Annotated in this window: 18 protein-coding genes; 6 read left to right on the top strand and 12 right to left on the bottom strand. The window is 53.6% G+C overall.

What is annotated here, in order from left to right; all coding sequences use genetic code 11:
• Positions 1 to 217 precede the first annotated feature (217 nt).
• Positions 218 to 2,659 (top strand): RCC1 domain-containing protein, encoded by a 2,442-nt coding sequence (locus Q4G72_RS04155; protein WP_303310171.1) that lies wholly within the window; start codon positions 218 to 220, stop codon positions 2,657 to 2,659.
• A gap of 174 nt (positions 2,660 to 2,833) precedes the next feature.
• On the opposite strand, the gene Q4G72_RS04150 is transcribed toward Q4G72_RS04155, so the two are convergent.
• Together Q4G72_RS04150 and Q4G72_RS04145 are read right to left on the bottom strand one after the other, a co-directional pair.
• Complete coding sequence (locus tag Q4G72_RS04150) at positions 2,834 to 4,645, bottom strand: hypothetical protein (RefSeq protein WP_303310170.1); 1,812 nt, start codon at positions 4,643 to 4,645, stop codon at positions 2,834 to 2,836.
• The gene (locus Q4G72_RS04145) at positions 4,626 to 5,207 is read right to left on the bottom strand and encodes an RNA polymerase sigma factor (protein ID WP_303310169.1); all 582 of its coding nucleotides are present in this window, start codon (positions 5,205 to 5,207) and stop codon (positions 4,626 to 4,628) included. Before Q4G72_RS04145 ends, Q4G72_RS04150 begins: the two co-directional genes overlap by 20 nt.
• A 967-nt stretch (positions 5,208 to 6,174) precedes the next feature.
• Between Q4G72_RS04145 and Q4G72_RS04140 the strand changes: the two genes are divergently transcribed.
• Complete coding sequence (locus Q4G72_RS04140) at positions 6,175 to 8,757, top strand: TonB-dependent receptor (protein WP_303310168.1); 2,583 nt, start codon at positions 6,175 to 6,177, stop codon at positions 8,755 to 8,757.
• Between the two features lie 78 nt (positions 8,758 to 8,835).
• On the opposite strand, the gene Q4G72_RS04135 is transcribed toward Q4G72_RS04140, so the two are convergent.
• The 10 genes from Q4G72_RS04135 to Q4G72_RS04090 form a co-directional block, all read right to left on the bottom strand.
• On the bottom strand, positions 8,836 to 9,576 hold the full coding sequence (locus tag Q4G72_RS04135; protein WP_303310167.1) for a shikimate dehydrogenase family protein: 741 nt from the start codon (positions 9,574 to 9,576) through the stop codon (positions 8,836 to 8,838).
• 96 nt (positions 9,577 to 9,672) lie between these two features.
• Positions 9,673 to 10,347 carry a DedA family protein gene (locus Q4G72_RS04130; RefSeq protein ID WP_303310166.1) on the bottom strand — a complete coding sequence of 225 codons (675 nt, stop codon included), beginning with the start codon at positions 10,345 to 10,347 and terminating at the stop codon, positions 9,673 to 9,675.
• 91 nt (positions 10,348 to 10,438) lie between these two features.
• A complete protein-coding gene (locus Q4G72_RS04125; RefSeq protein ID WP_303310165.1) occupies positions 10,439 to 11,086 on the bottom strand; it encodes a spermidine synthase in 648 nt (215 codons plus the stop codon).
• Between the two features lie 58 nt (positions 11,087 to 11,144).
• Positions 11,145 to 12,035 carry an alpha/beta hydrolase gene (locus tag Q4G72_RS04120; protein WP_303310164.1) on the bottom strand — a complete coding sequence of 297 codons (891 nt, stop codon included), beginning with the start codon at positions 12,033 to 12,035 and terminating at the stop codon, positions 11,145 to 11,147.
• Positions 12,036 to 12,107: 72 nt separating this feature from the next.
• Entirely contained in the window at positions 12,108 to 12,941 is an 834-nt protein-coding gene (locus tag Q4G72_RS04115) for a phosphosulfolactate synthase (RefSeq protein WP_303310163.1), read from the bottom strand.
• 199 nt (positions 12,942 to 13,140) lie between these two features.
• A complete protein-coding gene (locus Q4G72_RS04110; protein WP_303310162.1) occupies positions 13,141 to 14,538 on the bottom strand; it encodes a tetratricopeptide repeat protein in 1,398 nt (465 codons plus the stop codon).
• A 91-nt stretch (positions 14,539 to 14,629) separates the two neighbouring features.
• Positions 14,630 to 15,646: an NAD-dependent epimerase/dehydratase family protein gene (locus Q4G72_RS04105; RefSeq protein WP_303310161.1), complete on the bottom strand. Its 1,017-nt coding sequence runs from the start codon at positions 15,644 to 15,646 to the stop codon at positions 14,630 to 14,632.
• 1 nt (position 15,647) lies between these two features.
• Positions 15,648 to 16,412: a tyrosine-protein phosphatase gene (locus tag Q4G72_RS04100; RefSeq protein ID WP_303310160.1), complete on the bottom strand. Its 765-nt coding sequence runs from the start codon at positions 16,410 to 16,412 to the stop codon at positions 15,648 to 15,650.
• Positions 16,413 to 16,421: 9 nt separating this feature from the next.
• Positions 16,422 to 18,923, bottom strand: a complete 2,502-nt coding sequence (locus tag Q4G72_RS04095; RefSeq protein WP_303310159.1) for a GumC family protein — start codon at positions 18,921 to 18,923, stop codon at positions 16,422 to 16,424.
• A gap of 26 nt (positions 18,924 to 18,949) precedes the next feature.
• The gene (locus tag Q4G72_RS04090; protein ID WP_303310158.1) at positions 18,950 to 19,900 is read right to left on the bottom strand and encodes a polysaccharide biosynthesis/export family protein; all 951 of its coding nucleotides are present in this window, start codon (positions 19,898 to 19,900) and stop codon (positions 18,950 to 18,952) included.
• Positions 19,901 to 20,136: 236 nt separating this feature from the next.
• Between Q4G72_RS04090 and Q4G72_RS04085 the strand changes: the two genes are divergently transcribed.
• The 4 genes from Q4G72_RS04085 (at position 20,137) to hpf (ending at position 22,995) form a co-directional block, all read left to right on the top strand.
• The gene (locus Q4G72_RS04085; protein ID WP_121235888.1) at positions 20,137 to 21,276 is read left to right on the top strand and encodes an acyl-CoA dehydrogenase family protein; all 1,140 of its coding nucleotides are present in this window, start codon (positions 20,137 to 20,139) and stop codon (positions 21,274 to 21,276) included.
• 160 nt (positions 21,277 to 21,436) lie between these two features.
• Complete coding sequence (gene rpsU, locus Q4G72_RS04080) at positions 21,437 to 21,634, top strand: 30S ribosomal protein S21 (RefSeq protein ID WP_044517381.1); 198 nt, start codon at positions 21,437 to 21,439, stop codon at positions 21,632 to 21,634.
• 136 nt (positions 21,635 to 21,770) lie between these two features.
• Positions 21,771 to 22,658, top strand: a complete 888-nt coding sequence (locus Q4G72_RS04075) for a tyrosine-type recombinase/integrase (protein ID WP_303310157.1) — start codon at positions 21,771 to 21,773, stop codon at positions 22,656 to 22,658.
• A 37-nt stretch (positions 22,659 to 22,695) separates the two neighbouring features.
• A complete protein-coding gene (gene hpf / locus Q4G72_RS04070) occupies positions 22,696 to 22,995 on the top strand; it encodes a ribosome hibernation-promoting factor, HPF/YfiA family (protein WP_044515627.1) in 300 nt (99 codons plus the stop codon).
• Positions 22,996 to 23,004: the final 9 nt, after the last annotated feature.

Here is a 23,004-nt window from a genome sequence, read left to right as displayed (position 1 = left end):
CGGCCCGTAGGTCACTGGGTTTTACCCGGGAGTACAAACACTACTCTTTGCTCTTTCTGCCACCTCGTGAAACGACTTTCTAATAATATTCTTAGCACTGTAGCACTTCCTTTATAGCCTATCTTTACCAACCCAAGATTCAACTAAATATTATTCTATTTATAGCATGTCTTCATTGTTTCGGTGCGCATGTTTCTGGTTGGTATTGCTTTTTACTTTGGCCGCCACAGCACCAGCCCAAGCTCAGTTTCACTCCCTTCTGGTACAAACCGATGGCAGCCTCTGGGCCTGGGGCAACAATGAGTATGGGCAGCTTGGCGACGGCACTACCAGCAACCGGGCTACGCCTGTCCGCATTGCTACCGGTATTAAATGGAAGAGTGCTGAAGCCGGAAGATTTTATACGCTCGCTATTCGGCAGGATGGCTCGCTCTGGGCCTGGGGCAACAATGAGTATGGGCAGCTTGGCGACGGCACTACCAGCAACCGCTCCAGCCCCGTGCAAATTGCCCCCGGCACCAAGTGGCTCAGCGTAAGCGCCGGCAATGCCCACACGCTGGCCATCCGGCAGGATGGCACCCTCTGGGCCTGGGGTAGCAACTCCTATGGCGCCCTTGGCGACGGCACCACTACCGCACGTTTAACTCCGGTACAAATTGGGACGGGCATCACCTGGCAAAGCGCAAGCGCGGGCGACTACCATTCCACCGCCATCCGGCCAGATGGTACGCTCTGGACCTGGGGTAATAATACCAATGGCGCCCTCGGCGACGGCACCAAAGCACATCGGTTTGCTCCTTACAAGCTTGGAACAGGCATGCTAAGCGTTAGTGCCGGTAATGGCTACGTTGTGGCCCTTGACAAAACCGGCACGCTCTGGAACTGGGGAGAATCCAGCCCGCTGCTTTCGGTTTACCCTAATCTGTCGCCTTCAGAATTCCAGCCTGCCACCAAGTGGAAGAGCATCAGCGCGGGATACAACCACTGCCTGATGATCAAAGCCGATGGCACGCTTTGGAGCGCCGGCTACAACACCTTTGGCTCTCTGGGCATTGGAACGAGCCCCGACAGTCGCCCTAACGCCGTGGCCGCGGGTACGACCTGGCAAAGCGTGACAGCCGGCTTTTGTCTCTCCATGGGTATTCGGCAGGATGGCTCCGTCTGGACCTGGGGCTACAACCAAACCGGCGCCCTGGGCACCACCACCATCAAAACCACGCAGATAACTCTCCCGCTCCCGGTGGCTCCTAAAGTTGCCTGGAAAGAATATAGCGGCGGCTCCATCTATTCCGCCGCTATCGATGAGGCAGGAAATTTATGGGGCTGGGGTGATGCGTACCACCTGTCCATTAACCGGTATAACCTCTATACGGCTCCGGCAAAAATTGACAGCACGCATCACTGGACCAAGGTATACGTGGGGCCGCAGCCAATCAGCAGCTACCTGCTGGGCATCCGGCAGGATGGCTCGCTCTGGACCTGGGGCAATACCCCCGGCCGCTACGGCAAAGACTCCTATAACAGTAAGGAAAATACCTATTCCGCTGTGCAGGTCGCGCCCGGCGCTACGTGGCATTCAGTGGCCGTGGGGCCGCAATGTGTCTGGGGCATTCAACAGGACGGTACACTCTGGGGCTGGGGTGGCAACGTAGGCCTGTTTTATACCCGGCCCGTATTAGGTGACGGTACTAACAACGCGCAGCAGGAGCCCGTCCAAATTGCAGCAGGCTTCCACTGGCTCCAGGTAAGCACCAGCCTAGTTGATTATTATGGATACCCTACTGAGTCCGGGTATTACACAGCCGCAATCCGCCAGGACAGCACCCTCTGGACGTGGGGCTATAACCTGAAAGGGCAGTTGGGCATGGGTGACCAAGCTCCCCGGCTGGCTCCGGAGCAGGTAAAACCCGGCAGCAAATGGCGTAGCGTCAGCACCGGCGCCAATCATACGGTAGCCATTGCCCAGGATGGCACGCTCTGGGCCTGGGGCAGCAATGAGTACGGCAAGCTGGGTAACGGCACCACCACTGACGCTACCAAACCCATCCAGATAGCCTCTTCCAAAACCTGGAAAGTCGCAAGCGCCGGCACCTTCTTTACGGTAGCCATCGACAAAGATGGTAAACTCTGGACCTGGGGCTATAATGCGGACGGCGCGCTGGGCAACGCCTCCAACATTGATTCCACCACGCCCCAAATGGTAGCTCCTGATGCCAAATGGCAGGGAGTGCAGGCGGGCATGCGCCACGTGCTGGCCACCCGCACCGATGGCACGCTGTGGACCTGGGGAGCAAATAACTATGGCCAGGCCGGCCACTCGTATTACAGCAGTATCCCCCTGCGCATCGGTACTCTTAGCCTGCCCCTGCCCGTTCATGGCACTGCCGCAAATGCAGACAATGCGCTGCAGCTTTCCGCCTGGCCTTTGCCTTTTGGCAGTGCCGGCGCGCAGGTGCAGCTGCAGGCTATGCAGCCGGGTTCTGCTACCGTAAGTCTGCTGGATGCCACCGGACGGCGGCTCTGGCAGCGCACCATGTACGTGCGGGCGGCCGCTAACACCCTGCTGCTGCCGGAAACGGGCACCTTATCGGCAGGCATCTATTTACTGCGGGTGCAGCAGGGCCAGCAGCAGGCCACCCTCCGGCTGATTCACGAATAGGCACCCGCCTACTGTATAGCACTACCTCCTGCGCCCGGTAGTGCTACCATCCGTTCCTTTTCGGACATCTTTAAAACCGAAAAACCCGCCTCCAACCGGAAGCGGGTTTTTCTATAAGGTATTTCAAGAAGCGTCTCGTTAATAGGCTGGCCGGGCCAGCAGCCCACCCAAAGGTTAGTGGGCGGCAGCCATGGGCTTGCCCACGCCAAACTCCACGCTGGCTTCCAGGCCCACTGAGTACGGGCGGTTCTGCTGCCAGTAGGACTGAGTAGGATTGGCGTTCATCGTATTCAGACCCGCTTCAGCAGCTGGCCCCAGGGCTACCATCCAGGCAGCACCAGCGGGCCGGTACTGCATACCAGCACCACCACGTAATGAGGCCAGCACATGCCGATATGGCGAGTCAGCAGACTTTAAATTATATTCTCTTTGGCTCACCAGCGCGGGGTTTTCCGGCGAGAGGCGGCTGCCGAACAACACGTTAACGGCGGCACCCATACGGGCATATAATGACCAGCCAGCCTTATCCGTGGCACCATACTGCAATGAAACGGGCAGCCCGGCGGTGCGGTAGCGGTAGCGGGTTGTTTGCGGTTCCGACAGCACCGTCAGGTCGGTAGCCATCTGGGTGCGGATGCGGGTGCTCTGCTGCAGGTCGCCGGTGAAGGTGGACTGTTGATTGTGTATCATGGCAGCATATGAGGTCTGCGACGAAGCCCGGTACTCAGCGGCTTCTACGCCGGCGGCTACACTCCAGCGACTAGAGAGCTTCCGGCGGGCCAGTAAGGCTACGCGCTGCCCAAGGCCCGCCTGCAGGTTCTTGCGGTATTCCGTGGCGCCTTCTTCGTACATCTGGGAGTTTACCCGCACTGTAGGAGAAGCATTCTGCAGATTGGCTGCACTGACAGAACCGCGGGAGAAGTTGATATTGGGGTTGAACGAAGACAGGTTATGGCCTCCGCCCAGGCTCCAGCTACCGTTCTTTGCCAGCTGTTTTTCATCCTTGGCGGCCAGTGCATCGGCCCAGGCCAGCGCATTGGGAGTATAGTCTGAATCCAGGGAAGAAGGCAGAGCGGCCAGCGTTCCATGAAGGGCAGCGGCCCGAGGAGAAATGACCTCTACCGGATCCGTTGCTATTCCTGCAGGTGGCTGAATGGCAGAGGCCACAGCAGCGCCCGGCGTGGCGGCTGCTACCGTTGAAACGGCCGTATTACGGCTAAAGGCACTCAGCCCGGCACTAGCCGAAGGAGGAGGAGTAGCTCCTGTCGGACGAAGCTGGCCGGCAGCCTCTTGCTGACGACCTTGTGCTGTGCTGTTAGCAGCATAACCCAGGAAAGTATTACGCCCTTGGGCAGCCTGCCGATTAGCATCTCCCTGAGGGGAAGCAGCTTCCGTAGCCGATGAAGTATTGACGGCCTGGGTATTGGTTGGCAAGGTGCGGGAGGCTCTACCGGAGGCAAGAACGGCCGTACCGGTACGGTTTGGCGTAGCATTGCCCGCTAATCTTTCCTTATCCGAAATGCCGGAAGCACGGGCTGCAGCCAATTGTGTGGCAGCACTGCCGGCAGCCGCTGATTCAGAATGGAATGAAGCCGAAGTAGTAGAAGTAGCAGCAGAGGCTGGCTGGTTTAAGGTTGAAGCAGGCACCTGAACGGCTAACCGGGCTGATTTAGCGGCATTGCCGGAAGCGTTCCGGCTGTTAGTGGGCTCCTGCCCTACTGCCAGCTCGGCCTCATGGGTACTAGTGAAGTGCCGGGCAAACCAGCCTCCCATACTCAGCATGAATAATACGCAGGCGGCGGCCACCCACCGGTGCACCCGCAGCCGCTCCCGGAAGGTTTCGTTTTGCTGTACTACCAGTTCATGATCGAGCTGCTCCCACAGGCTGGCCCGGGGCTGAAACTCGGCTTCCTCAAATTTTTGGCGAAACAGGTACTCCAGGTCGCCCTTTTGTGGGGAGGTGGGCTTATCGGCTGAAGGTTCCATTGGTCCGGTGAGCATCGAGACGCTCTAATTTGTTTTTCAAAATAACCCGTGCCCGGGCGTACTGTGACTTGCTGGTGCCTTCGGAGATGCTCATCAGCTCCCCGATTTCCTTGTGGCTATAGCCCTCAATGGCAAATAAGTTAAAGACCATACGGTAACGCGGCGCCAGTTCCTGAATCAGCGTCAGAAGCTCCTCAAAACCATAGTTGGCTAAGGTAAACTCCTCATCGGCCAGGTCTTCGGGGTACTCCCCTTCACTTACGGCTACCAGGTGGGCATTGCGCCGGTGCTGGCGAAGCGCGGCATTCACCATAATACGGCGGATCCAGAATTCCAGCGGGCATTCTCGTCGAAATTTTGGCAGGTTCTTAAACACCGTCAGAAAGCCTTCCTGCAACACGTCTTCGGCCTCAAACGTGGTTTGGGCATAGCGCATGCAAACTGCCATCATCCGGGCAGAGTACCGGTCGTAAAGCTGCTTTTGTGCCAGGCGGCTACCAGCCAGACAAGCATCAAGCAGCTCCGACTCGCTCAGATTGTGGGGTGAGGAGAGAGGACGCACAGGGGCAGTAGCAGGGCGAAGAATCGGTTCGGAAACGGCAACCGGCGCAAGCAGGCTGTTCAGAACCGACCCGCCGAAGGTAGGTAATAGCGCGCTCATGCTACAAACCAACCGCTACGGCTGCCTCTCTGCTCATCGTAAACAGAAAAGATTAAGCCACTAAAATTGCTCCGGGTGCTAGGCTGGGGCATACGCTTGGGCTACTGGAAAAAGTGAATAAAAACGGGAGCTATGCCCGCCCTCTACTGTGAAGAGTACAGCGGGTTATCCAAGCGTTGCATGTCGGTTACACAATTGCCCCTGTCCTCATTCAAAATTCTGATATTCAGCCCTATAATTATCTAAAAAAGAAGATATTCAGGTAGAATCCTAATAAGCTAAACCCTGGTTTCTTTTGGGTTTTTCAGCTGAACTATAACCGAGGCAGCATCTTGATATAATCTACCTATGATTACCCGGTTGCCAGTCGGCTTAGGTTAGTATTAAAGCACATTTACTCTCTGGTGTCAATCCGATAGTTTTTCGGGAATAGCCTGCCCCTACCCCATGAAATCTGAGGAAAACCATCCCGATTAAAGACTAGGAAATCAAGCACAAAATGCTACATTTCAACTTCAGTATCTACACACCTCCTGCAACACAGCCTCCCGATTTCGGGAGGCTGTTCTTTTGGGTGGCTAGCATATTATCAGGGTGTTGCAGGAAGCCGCCATAGTTTTTGCCGGCCGTTGCCGGGATTTTGGCTTAGCAAGATAAAGTGAGCGGGGCGGTAGGCATCGGGTAAGCGAAAACCTACCTTTGCGGCGGCAAATTCCTTTCCTGACTTCCGATAAGAAAGAAGCACAAAATAAAATCGGCGGAATGCAACCCACTGCCGGGTTTTATCATCTGTGCTGAAGTTGTTGATTATACCCGGGAGATATACAGCCGCACACCTGCCTTTACTGCGCTTTTACCGAACCATGCTATGAAACACCTCTTCGCATTGCTGCTAGCCAGCACTTCGCTCACTACACATATGGCCTTGGCTCAAGGCGCCGCACCAGCCCCTGCCGGAGCAGCCCGGCCGGCCGGTGCTGCACCGGCCATCACGCTGGCTCCAGCGGCTAAAGGCACTGGCCGCCTGAGCGGCACCGTGCTGGATGCTACTACGCGCCAGCCCGTAGAATTTGCTACCATTACCCTGCTGCCGCCCGTGGGTGAAAAACCCGTAGATGGCACTGTGTGCGATGATAAAGGCCGCTTTGCCTTAAAAGGCCTGGCCGCCGGTGAGTACCGGGTTGTCATCAGCTTCATTGGTTATGGCTCCAAAACCCAGATTGTATCGCTGGCGGAGGGGAAGATGACCCAGGACCTGGGCACTGTTACGCTACAAACGGAAACCAAGCAGCTAAACGAAGTAACCGTGACCGGCGAGCGGCCCGTAGTGGAAAGCAAGCCTGACCGCCTGGTGTACAACGCCGTGCAGGACAACACCAACAAGGGCGCCACTGCTGCTGATGTACTGCGCAAAGCGCCCATGGTGAGCGTAGATCCCGACGGCAACCTGCAGCTGCGCGGCTCCGGCAACGTACGCATCCTCATCAATGGCAAGCCTTCCTCCGTAGTAGCCAGCGACGTGGCCCAGGCGCTGAAACAGATGCCCGGCGACCAGATTAAGTCCGTGGAGGTCATTACCAACCCCTCGGCGAAATATGAATCCGAAGGCTCGGCCGGCATCATCAATATTGTACTGAAGGAAAACAACCTGCAGGGCATCAATGGCAACGTGGGCGTAGCCATAGGGACCCGCAACAGCAACGGCAACCTGGCCCTGAATGCCCGTAAAGGCAAATTCGGCTTGTCTTCTTCCCTGAACGGGTGGGCATTTTATGCTCCCGGCGTGCAGGGCGTAGACCGCACTGATTTTAATGTGCAGAACAGCGAAGGCCAGTCTACTACTGGTTTCCTCACCCAGCGCAACAATGGCAACGGCGGCGGCGGCGGCGGCAACGGCCGCATCGGACTGGACTACGAACCCGCGCCTAACCACGCGCTGAACCTTTCCCTGAGCATGGCCCAGTTCCGCAACCAATTTGATGTGGACATTGAAAACCGCTACCGGCTAGCCCAGGGTAACGTGCCCGGCGAAAGCCGCGACTATCAGCGCGACCTGCTCCAGAAATTCCGGATGCAGAACTATGACCTGACGGGCTCCTATACCCGCACGTTTGGCCAGGGCAGCCGCCGCGAGTGGTCGGTGCTGGGCCAGCACAGCCGCAACCAACGACGCACGTTCTACAATATCGACCAGTTTGCTATTGATGACGACGCGCACAGCACGCCGGAGTATCAGGAAAACAGCCCCAACCTGGCCCGCAACCGCGAAACTACCCTGCAAACCGACTATGTGCACCCCCTTACGGAAACGCAAACCGTGGAGCTGGGCGGCAAGCTCATCTGGCGCAATGTGGGCAGTGACTACCACGTAAATAAAGCCTACGGCGACGGTGCATTTACGGAAGATGCCGCCCTCAGCAATGTTTTCTCCTACGATCAGAACGTGGCTGCTACGTATGCCACTTATGCCACCAACCTGGGCAAGAAGTACACGGCGCGCCTAGGTGCCCGCCTGGAGCGCACCGACCTAAGCGGCGAGTTTCAGGGCCAGGACGGCCGTTTCACTACGGACTATACCAACCTGCTTCCTAACCTGAGCCTTACGCGCAACCTGAAGCAGCAGGGCTCTACGGTGCGTGTCAGCTACTCGCGGCGCATTCAGCGGCCTTCTATCTTCTACCTGAACCCCTACCGCAACCAGACCGACCAGTATAACGTGCAGTTCGGCAACCCGCAGCTGGATGCTGAGTTCAGCGACAACTACGAGCTGAACTGGAATGCCTTTGTGAAAGGCTCCGTTATCAATATTTCGCCCTACGCCCGCATCACCAACAACGCCATTGAAGCCAAGCGCACCACGGTGCCGGTGGTGAATTCCTTGGGCGAAACCATTAACGTGGTAGAGACGACTTACGGCAACATTGCCCGCAATCAAACTTACGGCATGAACCTGTTTGGCTCTATTAAGCCGCTGCCGAAGTGGGATATCAGCGGCAACGTAAACGTGTACTATGTGTACCTGAGCAGCGTAGCCCTGAATACCACGAACAGCGGGGTGGTGTATTCGGCCAATATTAACTCCGGCTATAAGTTTGAAAAAGGCTTGAGTCTGCAGTTTTTTGGGATGCTGAACTCGCCGCGCATTCAACTGCAGGGTACATCTTCCGCCTGGCAGATGTATTCCGTTGGCCTGCGGAAGGAAATAATGAAGGGCAAAGGCGACCTGACGCTGAATGCTGACAACCCCTTCACCAAGTACGTGCGCATGACCAACGACTTCCGCACGCAGTACTCGGAGCAGACCAACACGACCCGCATTTATAACCGCGGCGTGCGAATGGCCTTCAGCTACCGGTTCGGCAAGCTGGAGAATAAAGCCAAGCGCCCAGCCCGCAGCATCCGCAACGACGACCAAAAGCAGGGCGACGGTGGCGGCAACGGCCAGCAATAGTATTCTGACCCGCCTGTTTGAAAAAAGCCGGCCTCCTGCATGCAGGAGGCCGGCTTTTTTATGTGCCAATGGAGCAGCTTATTTATTCCAGATAGCCCAGGCAGCTTCCGCTTGCAGGCAGAGCATTTCGAAACCATTTTTGGTATGCGCGCCCATCTCCCGGCCCTTGTGCATAAAGAGGGTTTCACCGGGGTTGTAAATCAGGTCGTAGAGGTAGTGGCGCTCGGTCAGGTGCTCGTAGGGAATGCTGGGGCACTCGGCCACATTGGGGTAAGTTCCCAGCGGGGTAGTATTGATGATTAGCGGATGCGCCTCCAACAGTGAGGGGGTTAAATCGGCATAAGTAAGGCCGGCCGCCAAGGGGTTGCGGGATACCAGCCAGCAGCGGATGCCCAAGTCGCGCAGGGCGGTTTCCACGGCTTTGGCGGCGCCGCCAGTGCCCAGAATCAGCGCGCCGGCATGGTCGCCGCGCTCGGGGTAAAACCGCCGCACCGATTCCTGAAACCCGATGTAGTCGGTATTGTGGCCAATACGGCGGCCATCAGCCGCAAACTCAATAACGTTCACGGCTCCAATACGGGCCGCAATCGGTGAGATTTCATCCAGGTACGTCCAGACCTGTTCTTTATAGGGAATGGTAACGTTTAGGCCCACCAGTTCCGGATGCCGGGCCAGCAGTGCCGGCAGCTCCGTAATGGAATACAGCTCAAAAAGCTCGTACCGATGGTCGCTCAGTCCCAGATTTTCAAACTTCTGGGTGAAGTACGTCTGCGAAAAAGAATGCTCCAAAGAGCGACCAATCAATCCAAATTCCTTCATAAACAGTGCTCTTCTATGTAAGCACTTCCAAAGCAACAAAAAAACCGCCCGGTACCTATGAGGGCCGGGCGGTTTCTTCAGTAAATACTATTTTTTCTAGGCGCTGGTAGGGCGGGCCGAGAATTTACTTTTCAGAAACTGAAACAGCGGCGGCAGAATAGATAGCAGAATGATGCCGTAAATCACCAAAGTGAAGTTGTCGCGCACTACCGGGATATTACCGAAGAGATAACCGGCCATGGTGAGGGAAACCACCCAGAGCAAGGCCCCACCAATGCTGTAGCTGATGAAGTAGCTGTATTTCATGGTGCCCACGCCGGCCACAAACGGAGCAAACGTGCGCACGATAGGGATAAAGCGGGCCATAATGATGGTTTTGCCCCCGTGCTTGGCATAGAAGGCCTGCGTTTGGTCCAGGTATTTGCGGTTGAGCAGCTTATAGTTTTCGCGGAACACCCGCGGCCCCAAATAGTCACCAATAAAGTAGTTGAGGTTATCACCCAGGAAAGCGGCTACAAACAGCAAAGGCATCAGGTACCAGACGTTCAGCAGGGTTTCGGATGAGCCAGCGGCCACAGGCTGAGCGGCCAGCGTACCGGCCACAAACAACAGCGAGTCGCCGGGCAGAAAAGGAAATACAACTACCCCGGTTTCGGTAAAGATGATCAGGAACAGAATCAGGTACGTGAGCGTCCCGTATTGGAGCACCACATCCACGAGGGTTTTATCGAGGTGCAGTACCAGGTCAAAGAAATGCTTGATAATCTCCATAGGGTGCTAACGGCAAAAAGGCGTCGGAATATTTCCACAAAGAAAACAGGCTGTCGCGAAAGTCTGAGAAAAGTATTTCTGGCCGGGGCCTTTAAGCGGGCTTCTGGGCCAGCACCAGCAGATTCAGCTTTTCCACTTTGGGAAATAGCCGCACGGTTCCACCTAATGCCTGTACAGCTTCCTGTAACTGATGCAGCGCGCCGGCCGGCACTTCGGCCTGCAGGGTATTCAGCAACACCTGCCCGCCGGGGCGCAATTGCCGGAAGATATTCTGCCAGAATACCGGCGCAAACACGCCTTCCTGAATAGCGCTATCCACAAACAAATCCACCAATACCACATCAAAGGGTGGGTGAGAATCGTTCACATAAGCAAAGGCATCGGCACACACAATCTGCAGGCGTGGGCCTGCCTGTATGCCAAACTCCTGCGCCGCCAGCTCAATTACCACCGGGTCAAAATCAACGGCGGTAATGTGGTACTGATAATCGAAGTCCTCCCGCAGCGTTTGGATAACGGAGCCTCCGCCCAGCCCCAGCAGCAAAATCCGTCGACACCCGGTTAGTGACAACTGCTGCAGACCAAAGCGTAGCACCCGCTGCAAAGAGCCGTAGGAATAGTTGGCCGTACGGGAGTCCAGCACCTTGCGGCCCCGGTACCAGCTCACCTCCAACTCGCCATTATAGGTGGAGGGCACCTTGCGCGTGAAAGGGAACAGATAGCTCAGGGCTTTTTTCATGGCCTGTAAGGTAACAGGAATAGCAGCACGAATTGGAGCCTGGCGCTGCTGTTGGCGGCTACTTCTTACCCAGCAGAAATTCCAGCGGAATAGTCAGACGCTGCTGCCAGGCTGCTTCGTTGTGAGCAGCGCCCTCAAAGCGGCGGGTTTGCCAGTGCCGGGCATCGTAGCCACGAGCCCGCAGCACGGCATCAATACGCTGCTGGTGCGGCTCATACAAGGCATCCAGGGTAGTAGTGCCGTAATCGAAATAAAGCCGGGGCTTATGGCGGCGCGGCAGCTTCTGCTCCAGGTACTGCACCATAGCATTGGTGAAGTCCGGGGTGTTGGATTGCAGGCTTAAAGGCCAGTGCGTGGAGAGGCAGCCGGCGCCACCAAACACCTGCGGGTATTCCAGGGCCGCGTATAGCGAAATCAACCCGCCCATGCTGGAGCCCATGATGAACGTATGCTTACGGTCTGGCTTAGTCTGATAATGCTGGTCGATGTAGGGTTTCAGCTCTTCCACTAGGAATTTCAGGTAAGCATCGGACAGCGGCCCGGCGTGGTACTCCTCTTGAAAGGCCTGCTGGCGGGCCGGGGGCAGGTTCCGGAACGGCTTCTCGGGCGTATACTCGGCAAAGCGCTTGGGGGAGTTCCAGATGCCCACTACAATGTATGCGGGCACTTTTTTCTCCCGCTGCAGTTGCGTGAGTACACTATCTACTTCCCAGGCTACGCCTCCGTACGAGGTTTTAGGGCTGAACAGGTTCTGGCCATCATGCATGTACAGTACCGGATATTTTTTGCCGGGCACGTAGCCCTCCGGCAGCCACACATCTACATGGCGGGGCTGCACAAACTTCGAGGCAAAATCAGGCAAGTGTTCTACGCGGCCCATGGTTTGCGCCGCAGCCGCCAGGGAGAGCAATGCCACCAGCCAGCCGGAAAGAAACAGACGAAAGAGCATGACAATAAAGTAGGGAATGGGCAAGAAAAAACCCGCCTCCAGTAAAAGAAGCGGGTTTTGTAGTTTCCTGACTTAACCTCTGGGCATCGACGTGCCGGGCTTGCCGGGCGCCTTCACCTCAGGCTTGAACATCTCCGCTACATTGTCCATATCCAGGAAGTGCGTGAAGGTGTCGCCGCGCAAACCCAGACGAATGGTTTCCAGCGAGATAATTTCATTGGGAGCAATGTTGCCCAGGTTCACGTTGGCGCCCAGCATCTTGATAAACCATACCTGCTGCGCTTTCTGGGGCGCTTCCCAGATGATTTTCTCGAAGGGAATCTGGGTCAGAATTTCTTCTACCAGACCCGAGCGTACTTCGCCAGTGCTGCGGAACAGACCTACGTTGCCTGCCTCGCGGGCTTCTCCAATAACCTTTTCGGCGCCGGCTTCCAGTTCCGTGCGCATCTGCTGAATCCACTTGTAGGGCGGAATGATCTTCTCCGCGTCCTTGGAGCCTACTTCTGACAACACGCGCACGTCTTTCGACAGCGTCTGAATGAACTTCAGCTTTTGCTCATGGTCCAGATCAATGGAACCGTCAGATACCTCGGCATACTCCATGCCCATGGTATCGAGCAGGCGGCGGTAGTCGTCAAACTGATTGCGGATGATAAACGCCTCGAACAGCGTACCGCCGAAGTATACCGGAATGCCGGCCTCTTTGTACACTTCCAGCTTGCGCTTGAGGTTAGGGGTTACGTAGGAAGTAGCCCAACCCAGCTTTACGATATCGGTGTAGGAGGCGCCTACTTCCAGAAAGTCTTCTACTTCGCGCACGCTCAGGCCTTTGTCCATTACCATGGTAAAGCCTTGTTCACGGGGCTTAGCGGTGCGCTCAGGAATTTGGTTCAGGTCGTAGTTCATCAGAAGAAAGTAGGCACTTAGGCGTGAAAAGGTGTGAAAGGCTCCCTTATGGTACCGGAGCCGCTACTCGGAAAAAGTAAATCCGATACGCAAAAGTACTGTTCAGATTTTATATCGGCTGAAAAGATAAGAGCCCGGGAAGCTGGCGCTTGGCCAAACCTCCCGGGCTTCTTCCTTAAATGCAGGTAGCTCCTGTTGCTTACTTGCGGTATTGATCAATCAGTCGGGCCAGGGCGCGCTGCGACTCCAGCTCGGGGAAATAATCGAAGAGCAGGCGGTGCTTATCGAAATCGAGCACCAGGGCATTTTCCAGGCACTCGTAGGCCTCCCGGTAACGACCAGCGGCCAGCAGGTAGGCGCACAGACGGTAGTGCAATTCGGCTTCGGCAGGCTGAATTTCCACGGCATTACGCATCAGGTCAATAGCCCCATCATAGTTGCCTTGCTCGTAGAGAATGATGCTCCAGTTAAGCCAGGCGTCTTTGTTATCGGGGGCTACCAGGGTGGCTTTTTCGTAGCACTCAATGGCACTGACAATGTTACCCACCTGATATTCTGCCGTGGCCAGTGCCATCCAATACTCCACACTTTCCTCATACAGGTTTACTGCCCGCCGGAAGAAGTGAATGGCCTCGAAGTTCCGGTCCTGCGCGCTCAGCACAATGCCGATGCCGAACCAGGCTTCATCCATGGTTTCATCCAGATCAATGGACTTCTGGTAATACCGGCGCGCCTGGTCCCATTCGGCTAGTTTCTCGTGGCACTCACCAATGTTGCACAGCGCTTCCGCCGTAGGCTTATCCTTTTCGTAGCTCAGCTGAAACTCTTCAATAGCCTTGCGGTAGAGTTCCTGGTTCACGTAGGTGCTGGCCAGGTAGCCATGCGCATCGTAAAACTTGCCGTCAATCAGAATAGCATACTCAAAAGCAGCTACGGCATCATCGTACCGGCCCAGGCGGAAATAGGCCTGCCCCAGATTGTACCAGGCTAAAGCGGAGTACGGATCATCATCGGTGAAGCGGCGGAAAAACTCCAGGTTGGTCTCCAGCCTCTCCGAAACTTCCAGACAATACAGCAGTTCCTGCACGGCCACCTCGTTATCCAGGTTCAGGCGCAGGCTTTGTTTGTAGTACTTGGCCGCACTCTTGAACTTCTGCCAGCTTTGGTAAGCCAAGCCCAGATTAAAGTGGATATCGTCACGGTCAGGGGCGCGCTCCAATGCACTTAGGAAATAGGCTACGGCTTCTGAGAATTCGCCTTTCTGCGTGGCAATGATACCACGCGTTACGGCCACGTCCGGGTTGTCCGGATCGAGCAGGGCTACATCTTCTATCTGCGCCGCCGCCGCCAGGTACTCGCCCTTCATGGCTAATACCTGGGAACGGTCAATAAGCAATTCGGTGCTGAAAGGATATTGGGCAATAGCCGCCTCGCAAGCCCGCAGGGCTTTATCGTACTGGGTGTGGGTGGTATAATGGTCGATAATGTTCTCAAAATCGCCTAGATCAAAAAACACGGGCTCATTGTTGGCCAGCATCCGTTCAAAACGACGTACGGTGTCCAGCACTTCATCCCGGTCCTCAAAATTCTCATTCATTCTCATGCTACTACTATCAGCAGGAAGCCGCCAAAACGGCAGCATTTGCGGTCAAATGCTCTTCTTTTAAACCGAAAAAAGAGCGGGTATACTAAGATACAACAACCGCACCGGAGGCGTGCACGTTCCGTTGCAATTCTGTACAGCACCAGTCAATGGTTTCAGCTACGGCCCGAAAAGTGAGCCCGGTTGCCTGTTGCACCTTGTTGGCCTGATACACCAGGTAGCGACGCCCGGCCCGGGCCGTATCCTTAGTGATGAGCGGCCGGGCACCCGTTAGTAAGGAGCGTAAATGCTCTACCCGCCAGATGGTCTCAGCAGCCCAATCTGGAACGAGGGTAGCAGGCGGTTTTTTGCCGAAACATTTAGCAGCCTGTACCAGGAAGTCATGCAGGGACAGGGCCGCCGCACTCAACACATACCGTTCCCCGCGCACCGGCAGATCCAAGGTAAGGCATAGCATGGCGGCCACTACATCGCGCACATCAACTACATTGATATTGCCGGGCGTATAGAACCAGTGCTCGTTGTAAGCATATTGAAACAAGCGGGTACTACTCCTGTTCCAGTCGGCCGGTCCCAGGATAACCGATGGATTGACAATAACCGCCGCCAATCCTTCCGAAATGCCGCGCCATACTTCCAGTTCACCCAAGTATTTGGAAGTAGCATAAGCCGAGTGGCTGGCACCTAAATCCCACTTAGCCTCTTCGTTTACTAGTGTTGGGCTATTGATTCCTATAGAAGGTAAGGCGCCTCCTCCCAGCGCTGCGACAGAAGACACGTGGCAAAAGCGAATACCTGATTGCATCAGGCAGGCATCAACCAGGACAGCAGTACCCTCCACATTCACCTGTAACAGGGCTTCTTCATCCTGCGGCGCGTAAGAAACCAGGCCAGCACAATGAAAGACATGGCTTACGCCCTGCACTGCCTGTTGGATGGCCAGTGAATCGCGCAGGTCTCCTTCCACCCATTCTACCTGGTCAGCAGCAGCAATAGTGGGTATCTGTCCCCGATACAGGGCTCGCACCTGCAGTCCGCGTGCTACCAGCGCCGGAATCAAGAAACTGCCAATAAGCCCGCTGCCACCCGTAACGAAAACCATTTTACAGGTACTTGTTAAGCAAGGGTAATGCTAATGCTTTCTGCAGATATTCGGCCATCAGAACTTTGGTGCGGAGCGTTTCAGTATGCTTTACATGATGCGCATCAGTCCCCAGCATATCTACCAAACCGGCATCAATAAGCTTTTCAGCTACATGACGGGCGCCCTGCGAGTAATATCCGGAAAGAGAGTTCAGATTCACCTGCAGCAATACGCCTGACTCCCGGATCTTTCTCAACTCATCAAAACGTCCATAGAGGTAAGTATACCGCTCTGGGTGCGCCATGACGGGTTGATAGCCCGCCGCTTTTAGGTTGAAAATGGTTTCCTGCAGGTTAAAAGGCTCGTTGATATAGGAAGTTTCAAAGAGCAGGTACTTCTGGCTTCCGCCGAAACTGAGAAGGGGCTCGGCAGCCTCCAGCTTCCGGCCAAACCATTCATCCAGATAATACTCAGCGGCGCACTCCAGTGCTAAGTCAGTGATGCCAGCCTGCTGAGCGGCCTGCTGCAAATTGTTCAAAGCAGCCCGCACTCCCTCCGGCGTATTTTTGTAAAAATCCCCCATGATATGGGGCGTCATTACCAGTTTTCGGTAGCCCAGCGCCTGCATTTCCCGGAGCAACTCGATAGAATGCTCCAGCGTTTCGGCACCATCGTCCAGCCCCGGCAGCAGGTGGGAATGCATGTCTACTTCCAACGCTCCTAAAGAGGCTGCTTCCACCGCGGCAGCGCGGCTACCAAACAACTTACTTAGGAACGAGGCCATACCCGCAGGTTAAGCAAAACGCTGCCGCAACCGCCGCCACAAGCTGAGCTTGGGTTGTACCTCTTCATAATATCCCTGCCCATAGCCCTGTCCGTAACCATAGCCGTAGCCATAGCCATAGCCATACATACCGGCGCCACGGGCATCGTTCAGAATAGTAGCTAACCGGGTAAAGCCATTCGTACGAATTAGCTTGTTAATATTTTTAAGGAAAGCCTTTTTCGAGTAGTCAGCCCGCACAATATAAATCGGCAGGTCGGCCTTACGCATGATGAGAATACCATCTGTCACTAGTCCTACGGGAGGCGTATCAATCATGATGACATCATACTGCTGGTGTAAGTTGGCCAGTAGCTCATCAAACTTAGGGCTGAGAATCAGCTCAGAAGGGTTAGGCGGCGTAGGCCCGGCAGAAATAAAATCGAGCGTGGGAATAGACGTATGCTGAATGCATTCCTCCCAGCTATGCCGCTCAATCAAAATTGTACTAACCCCTTTTATATTTTCGGCCCCAAAAGCCAGATTGACTTTTGGCTTGCGCATGTCCAGATCCAGAATGACGACACGCTGTTCCGACAGAGCTATAATTCCACCCAGGTTTACCGCCACAAACGTTTTGCCTTCGCCGCTCACCGTTGAGGTAATAGAAATCAGCCGCTTCTTTTTAGAAGAGGCCATAAATTCCAAATTGGTACGAATAGACCGGATGGATTCTGAAATAGCTGACTTCGGATTTTTGTCGACAATCAGCTTGGAGACAGAAAGCTTCTCTTTATCATAGGTGGGAATAACACCCAATACGGGAGCCATGCAGTTATTCTCTAGTTCCCGGCTACTGGTTACAGTGTTGTGCATAAAGTAGCGGACTGCCACTAAACCCAGGCCTAACACAATACCACTAGCCAGCCCAATAGCATATACAATCATACGCACCGGAGAAATGGGCGCTCCGGGAGACGAGGCTGGAGACAGAATTTGAAAATCCGGGGTAGTACCAGCTTTAGCAATGCTGAACTCCACTTTCTTATCCATCAGCATTAGATAGGACTTCTCAAACAGCTCAAATGGACGACGTAACCGCGCCAGTTCCGTCTCACGCTGGGGAAGCACTTGCAATTGGGCGCTGTACTGCCCGCGCTGTTGATTTAGTGTAGCAAGCTGTTCCCGTACTACTCGCATACTCTGCTGCAAAGCATCCTGCACGTTATGCTTAGCATACTCTACTGCCTCTTTCCGTTGCTGAACAGCTTCTGTAGCTTCCGTACTGGAACGCATTACCCGACGCAGATCCTGCTGCGCTAAATTCAATTCTGAAATCTGTTGGGTCAGAACCGCATCTTCTAACATCACCAGACCGGGTATGCTCTGCTCCACAGTGGCATTATCATCCCGAGTGATACGGTCCCGTTGCACTAAGCGGGCCACGCCGTTTAATAAGTCCAGCCGTTTTTGCAGTTCTATTCTTTCCTTTTCCTGTTCGGCCAGTTTACCGGTAAGCGCACCAACATCTGCTTTTACATCATAGGTCTTATTAGCTTTTACAAAGCGCTGCAAAGCTAATTCAGCCCGTTGCAGGCTGTCGCGCGTAACATCTAGCTGTTCATCCAGATACTGTAAGGTTTGTTGCTGGCTCTGTGAGTTCTTCGCCAGCTTTTCTACCAGATAGACGGTATCAATCCGATTAACAATATCCTGGGCTTTTACCGGATTATGATCCGTAAACGAAATACCAATTGTGCTGGCATCCGGATTAATAACTTCGACTGTCAGATTCTGGTCAATATATTGGTTAATAGCGCCATTATCTTTTATCACAAAATGATAGTCCTTACCAATAACATCAGCAGAAAACTGCGGCGTGAGGCTAATCTGTAAACTAATACCAGGATTTGTAATAGGAGAATTAACGCCATGCTCCTCTGATACTTCATTCTGCCCTGAAGAATAGGAAAGAACAAATTTGTCCTTAGACAGAAATTGCACGTTAAACCGAACTCCATACAGGGTCGGATCCTTGATACTATACTCTACATGAAAGGGTGCCGTTTTGTACAACTCACTTTCTAATACGGTACCCTGCGCATAATAATTTACATCCAGTTCCAGCGAATCCCGTAACTGCCGATAAATCAAATTTGATTTGATTAATTCTACTTCTCCCGATAAGTTATTTAAAGTGAGGGGACTTTCCGGTCCCGCCAGATTGCCTGCTAATCCTAAAGTACCAGCCTCCTGCTTTTCATCTATTTTTAGAATAGATGAAGATTTATAAAGTGGCTGCGTGTAGCGTAAATAAGTCCAGGATGCTAGTAACCCAACAAGGATGAACAGTAGCATCCAAGGCAGGCTTTTGCGCACTACCATTACTAAGGTAGCCACATCAAGCCCACTGCCCTCGGTTTCTGATTCCGGCTCTGGAGTATTTATAGCTGGTTGATTTCCCAAACTATTACGGATCAGGTTTTCCAGTTCAGCGTTTTCGTTTCTTGCCATTCCAGCTTTAGAAGTCAAAGATTCTTTTTACAGAATATAGATATTTATTTACTAAGATTATTAATTAACAATACCGTTGTAATAACTGATGTTATAGTAGACAATATGGGAAGTATATCTGCTACAGCCTCTGTAAAAGGCTTGCGTACTGGCTCTACATATATAATATCATTTGGATGAATCTGCAGATCTGCTTTCCGCATGCCATCAATTGTTGAAAGATCAACAACCTGCACTTGAGGATTTCTAAGGTCGCCCCGAATGAGGCGTATATTATAGGCTTTCCCTAAACGCCCCCCCATGTTAGCACCTCCGCCTATACTACCATTGATACCTGTTGCATCAATTCCCCCAATGGCCGATAAAACCTCTAAAAGGTTCATATTTTCGTTATACAACGGCACAATACGACCACCTGGAGCACCTAACACAAATACCCGGCTGTTCGTTACCCGGGTGGCGACGAAAGATTCTTTGTAAAAGGTATTATACCGTAACTGCAGAACACTATCAGCCTGCACCAAGGTATAGCCACTTACTTTCACAAAGTCAACCATAGGCAGCTTCACCCGTCCGTCTGCCTGAACCAAAAATTCTGCTTCCCCAGCCGGCTTGCTTCCTACATCACCACCGCGTGGTATAGAAAGATTACCAGCACCTTGCGCATTATTATTGTTTAGGGTACTGCCCGATACTCCACTCTGTACCGACTGGTTTCCAGGAACTCCAAAACGCAACTCGCCATTAGGATCAAGCAGCCGCTCGCCCCGGTTGGTATATACTCTAACCTGTAAGTAATCATTTGGCCGAATAATATAGTTTCGGCCTAACCTTCCCAAGGCATCACGAAGCTTGCTCGTATCGACCACGGCAGTGCTGCCCTCGGTCCGAAACATGATATTCTGCTTATAAAGCCTGGAGGAGGCGCAGGAGCTGAGCAAGGCACCCTGAACTAGTAGAAACCAAACTAGCGGGCGGAGAGAAGTAATGCGCATGAAGGCTGGGTTAGCCAATGAGGTAAACAAAATTTATTGTAGCAAAACCAGCTACTGATTAGCCAATTTCTCCTAAAAAACCTTCAAAGTTACCGAAATTGCGCCCCCTTTCAAAATCAGCAGCTTGACTGGGATTGGCAGAGGCAAGCGTAGCTGCTGTAAAAAAGCTACTTTCGCAAACCCAAAACCGGGCTTTTTCGGTTATCCCCTTACTTCCCACCCAAACGATTTACTACATGGAACTGGTAGCTACTGAAAACCAGACAATGATTGCGCAGATGGTGCGTGACTTTGGTGCCACACACATCAAGCCGCACATGATGAAGTGGGACGAAAGCCAGGAATTCCCGGTGGAAGTGTTTCACAAACTGGGTGAGCTAGGTCTAATGGGCGTACTGGTACCGCAGGAATACGGCGGATCCGGTTTTGGTTACACCGAGTACGTAACCGCCATTGCGGAGTTATCAAAAATTGATGGCAGCATTGGTTTGTCCATGGCAGCGCATAATTCGCTGTGCACGGGCCACATTCTGCAGCATGCCTCCGAAGAGCAGAAACGCAAGTACCTACCCAAGTTGGCTTCCGGCGAATGGATTGGCGCTTGGGGCCTCACGGAGCCCAACACCGGTTCTGACGCCGGCAACATGCGCACGGTGGCCATTGAAGATGGCGACCATTACGTGCTGAATGGAGCCAAGAACTTTATTACCCACGGCAAAAGCGGCAACGTAGCCGTAGTGATTGCCCGGACGGGTGAAGTAGGCGACTCCCACGCCATGACGGCCTTTATAATTGAGCGGGGCACTCCTGGCTTTGCAGCTGGCCGCAAGGAAGACAAGCTGGGTATGCGCGCTTCCGAAACCACCGAGTTGATTTTCACGGATTGCCGCGTCCCCAAGGAAAACATCATTGGCAAAGTAGGCGACGGCTTCGTACAGGCGCTGAAAGTGCTGGACGGTGGCCGCATCAGCATTGCAGCCCTGAGCCTGGGCATTGCCCAGGGTGCCTATGAGGCCGCGTTGCAATACTCCAAGGAGCGTTACCAGTTCAATCAGCCTATTTCCAGCTTCCAGGGTATTTCCTTTAAGCTGGCCGATATGGCTACCGAAATTGAAGCTGCTTCGCTGCTGACGTACCGCGCTGCCGATATGAAGGACCGAGGGCTGAACGTAAACCGCGAGTCAGCTATGGCGAAGCTGTATGCTTCGGAAGTGTGCGTGCGCGCGGCGAACGAAGGTGTGCAGATTTTTGGTGGTTACGGCTTTACCAAAGACTATCCGGCCGAGAAATACTACCGCGACGCTAAGCTTTGCACTATTGGCGAGGGTACTTCGGAGATTCAAAAGCTGGTTATTGCTCGTACGCTCCTAAAGTAGAAACCTTGATTGGGCCAGGTTTTGCTGGATTTCACTGATTGGCACAGCCCTAGCGTAACGTACCGCGCAGGAAATTCTGTGGAATCATTTCAAAACATTGAAATCTCTGCTTATCTTTGCCCCCCTCAATCCAGGAATAGTTTTCAAGCTCACTGAATATATGATCATCGTCCAAATCAAGGAGAACGAGTCGGTTGACCGTGCACTTAAGCGTTTTAAGAAGAAGTTTGAGCGCACTGGCGTGCTGAAAGAGCTGCGTCGTCGCACGTTCTTCCAGAAGCCTTCTATCACGAAGCGCAAGCAGAAGATTAAGGCTGCCTATAAGCAGACGATGTACGGTAACGAGGCCGCTAACTAACTGCCCCCGTTGACGGAATATAAAAACCGTCTGATTTGCTCTCTGGAGCGAATCAGACGGTTTTTTCGCGTTCTTACTTTTCAAAATAATTCCATACATTGGTTGTCCGGCCCCTTTGGCTGGCAGTAGCCCGCGTATGGAATTATTTTTTGACTATTTACGGTTCGAGCGACGCTTCAGCCCCCATACGCTGGTGTCTTACCAAACGGACTTGCGGCAGTTTGCCGAGTATCTCCACACCACCTATGAGCTGGAGAAACCAGCGCAGGCAGATCATACTTTGATCCGCTCCTGGATTGTGACCTTAATGGAGCAGCAGCGCGACCCGCGCACCGTGAACCGCAAAATTGCCTGTCTCCGCTCCTACTACAAGTTTTTGCTGCGTACGGGGGTTATCAGCAAAAACCCGATGCTGCGCATTACTTCGCCTAAAGCAGGCAAGAAGCTGCCCGATTTTATTCCGGAAGACTCGCTCAATGGTCTGCTCAATTCCTTTGAGTTTCCGGACTCCCTTGAGGGTGTGCGCGACCAGTTGATACTGGAACTTCTCTATGGTACGGGAATCCGCCTTTCAGAGCTACTCGGTATCCGGCACGATGATGTCAGTCTGCCGGCCCGTACGGTGCGCGTAACGGGCAAAGGCAACAAGCAGCGCGTGGTACCGCTCAATCCTACGCTAGTACAAGTACTGGAGCGCTATATAGCGTTAAAGCAACACGAATTTGGCAGCGGCGACAACGCCCGCGGCGTCCTGCTCGTTACCAATAAGCAAGAACCGCTCTATGAAAAGTTCGTGTACCGTACTGTAAAGCACTATTTGGGGCAAATTACCACGGCTACTTCGCAGCAGCACCCGCACGTGCTGCGGCATTCCTTTGCCACGCATCTGCTAGGGAAAGGAGCCGACCTAAATGCTATTAAAGAGTTGCTGGGCCACGCTAATCTGGCAGCCACGCAGGTATACACGCACTTATCTATTGATAAGCTGAAAGCGGTTTTTGAAAAGGCCCATCCAAAGGCCTGAGTTGTTTCTTATTTCTTACTCCCAAACCCCACAATCGATGAAAGTACAGACGCAATCGGTGCACTTTAACGCCGACCAGAAACTGCTCGATTTCATCCAGAAGCGCCTCGACAAGCTCGAAACCTTCTATGACCGTGTGACCGAAGGTGAAGTTATTCTGCGCCTGAATAACAAGGATGGTATTTCTAATAAGACCGTCGAAATCAAGGTTCACGTGCCGGGCACTACGTTGTTTGCCCAAGAAGATGCGGGTACGTTTGAAGCAGCCGCTGATGCTGCCGCCGATAGCCTGAAACGGCAGATTACCCGGTACAAGGACAAAATGGTGAGCCACTAGCTTACCCTT

The organism is Hymenobacter sp. BT730 (assembly GCF_030542105.1).
Taxonomy (GTDB): Bacteria; Bacteroidota; Bacteroidia; order Cytophagales; family Hymenobacteraceae; genus Hymenobacter.
The sequence above is the reverse complement of the archived record's forward strand: the minus strand, read 5'-3'. Positions and strand labels throughout refer to the sequence as shown.

Coding starts and splice junctions, on each gene's coding strand:
- Q4G72_RS04150 (WP_303310170.1), bottom strand. CDS start 4,645: ATGGAACCTTCAGCCGATAAGCCCACCTCCCCACAAAAGGGCGACCTG.
- Q4G72_RS04140 (WP_303310168.1), top strand. CDS start 6,175: ATGAAACACCTCTTCGCATTGCTGCTAGCCAGCACTTCGCTCACTACA.
- Q4G72_RS04135 (WP_303310167.1), bottom strand. CDS start 9,576: ATGAAGGAATTTGGATTGATTGGTCGCTCTTTGGAGCATTCTTTTTCG.
- Q4G72_RS04130 (WP_303310166.1), bottom strand. CDS start 10,347: ATGGAGATTATCAAGCATTTCTTTGACCTGGTACTGCACCTCGATAAA.
- Q4G72_RS04125 (WP_303310165.1), bottom strand. CDS start 11,086: ATGAAAAAAGCCCTGAGCTATCTGTTCCCTTTCACGCGCAAGGTGCCC.
- Q4G72_RS04120 (WP_303310164.1), bottom strand. CDS start 12,035: ATGCTCTTTCGTCTGTTTCTTTCCGGCTGGCTGGTGGCATTGCTCTCC.
- Q4G72_RS04115 (WP_303310163.1), bottom strand. CDS start 12,941: ATGAACTACGACCTGAACCAAATTCCTGAGCGCACCGCTAAGCCCCGT.
- Q4G72_RS04110 (WP_303310162.1), bottom strand. CDS start 14,538: ATGAATGAGAATTTTGAGGACCGGGATGAAGTGCTGGACACCGTACGT.
- Q4G72_RS04105 (WP_303310161.1), bottom strand. CDS start 15,646: ATGGTTTTCGTTACGGGTGGCAGCGGGCTTATTGGCAGTTTCTTGATT.
- Q4G72_RS04100 (WP_303310160.1), bottom strand. CDS start 16,412: ATGGCCTCGTTCCTAAGTAAGTTGTTTGGTAGCCGCGCTGCCGCGGTG.
- Q4G72_RS04090 (WP_303310158.1), bottom strand. CDS start 19,900: ATGCGCATTACTTCTCTCCGCCCGCTAGTTTGGTTTCTACTAGTTCAG.
- Q4G72_RS04085 (WP_121235888.1), top strand. CDS start 20,137: ATGGAACTGGTAGCTACTGAAAACCAGACAATGATTGCGCAGATGGTG.
- rpsU (WP_044517381.1), top strand. CDS start 21,437: ATGATCATCGTCCAAATCAAGGAGAACGAGTCGGTTGACCGTGCACTT.
- Q4G72_RS04075 (WP_303310157.1), top strand. CDS start 21,771: ATGGAATTATTTTTTGACTATTTACGGTTCGAGCGACGCTTCAGCCCC.
- hpf (WP_044515627.1), top strand. CDS start 22,696: ATGAAAGTACAGACGCAATCGGTGCACTTTAACGCCGACCAGAAACTG.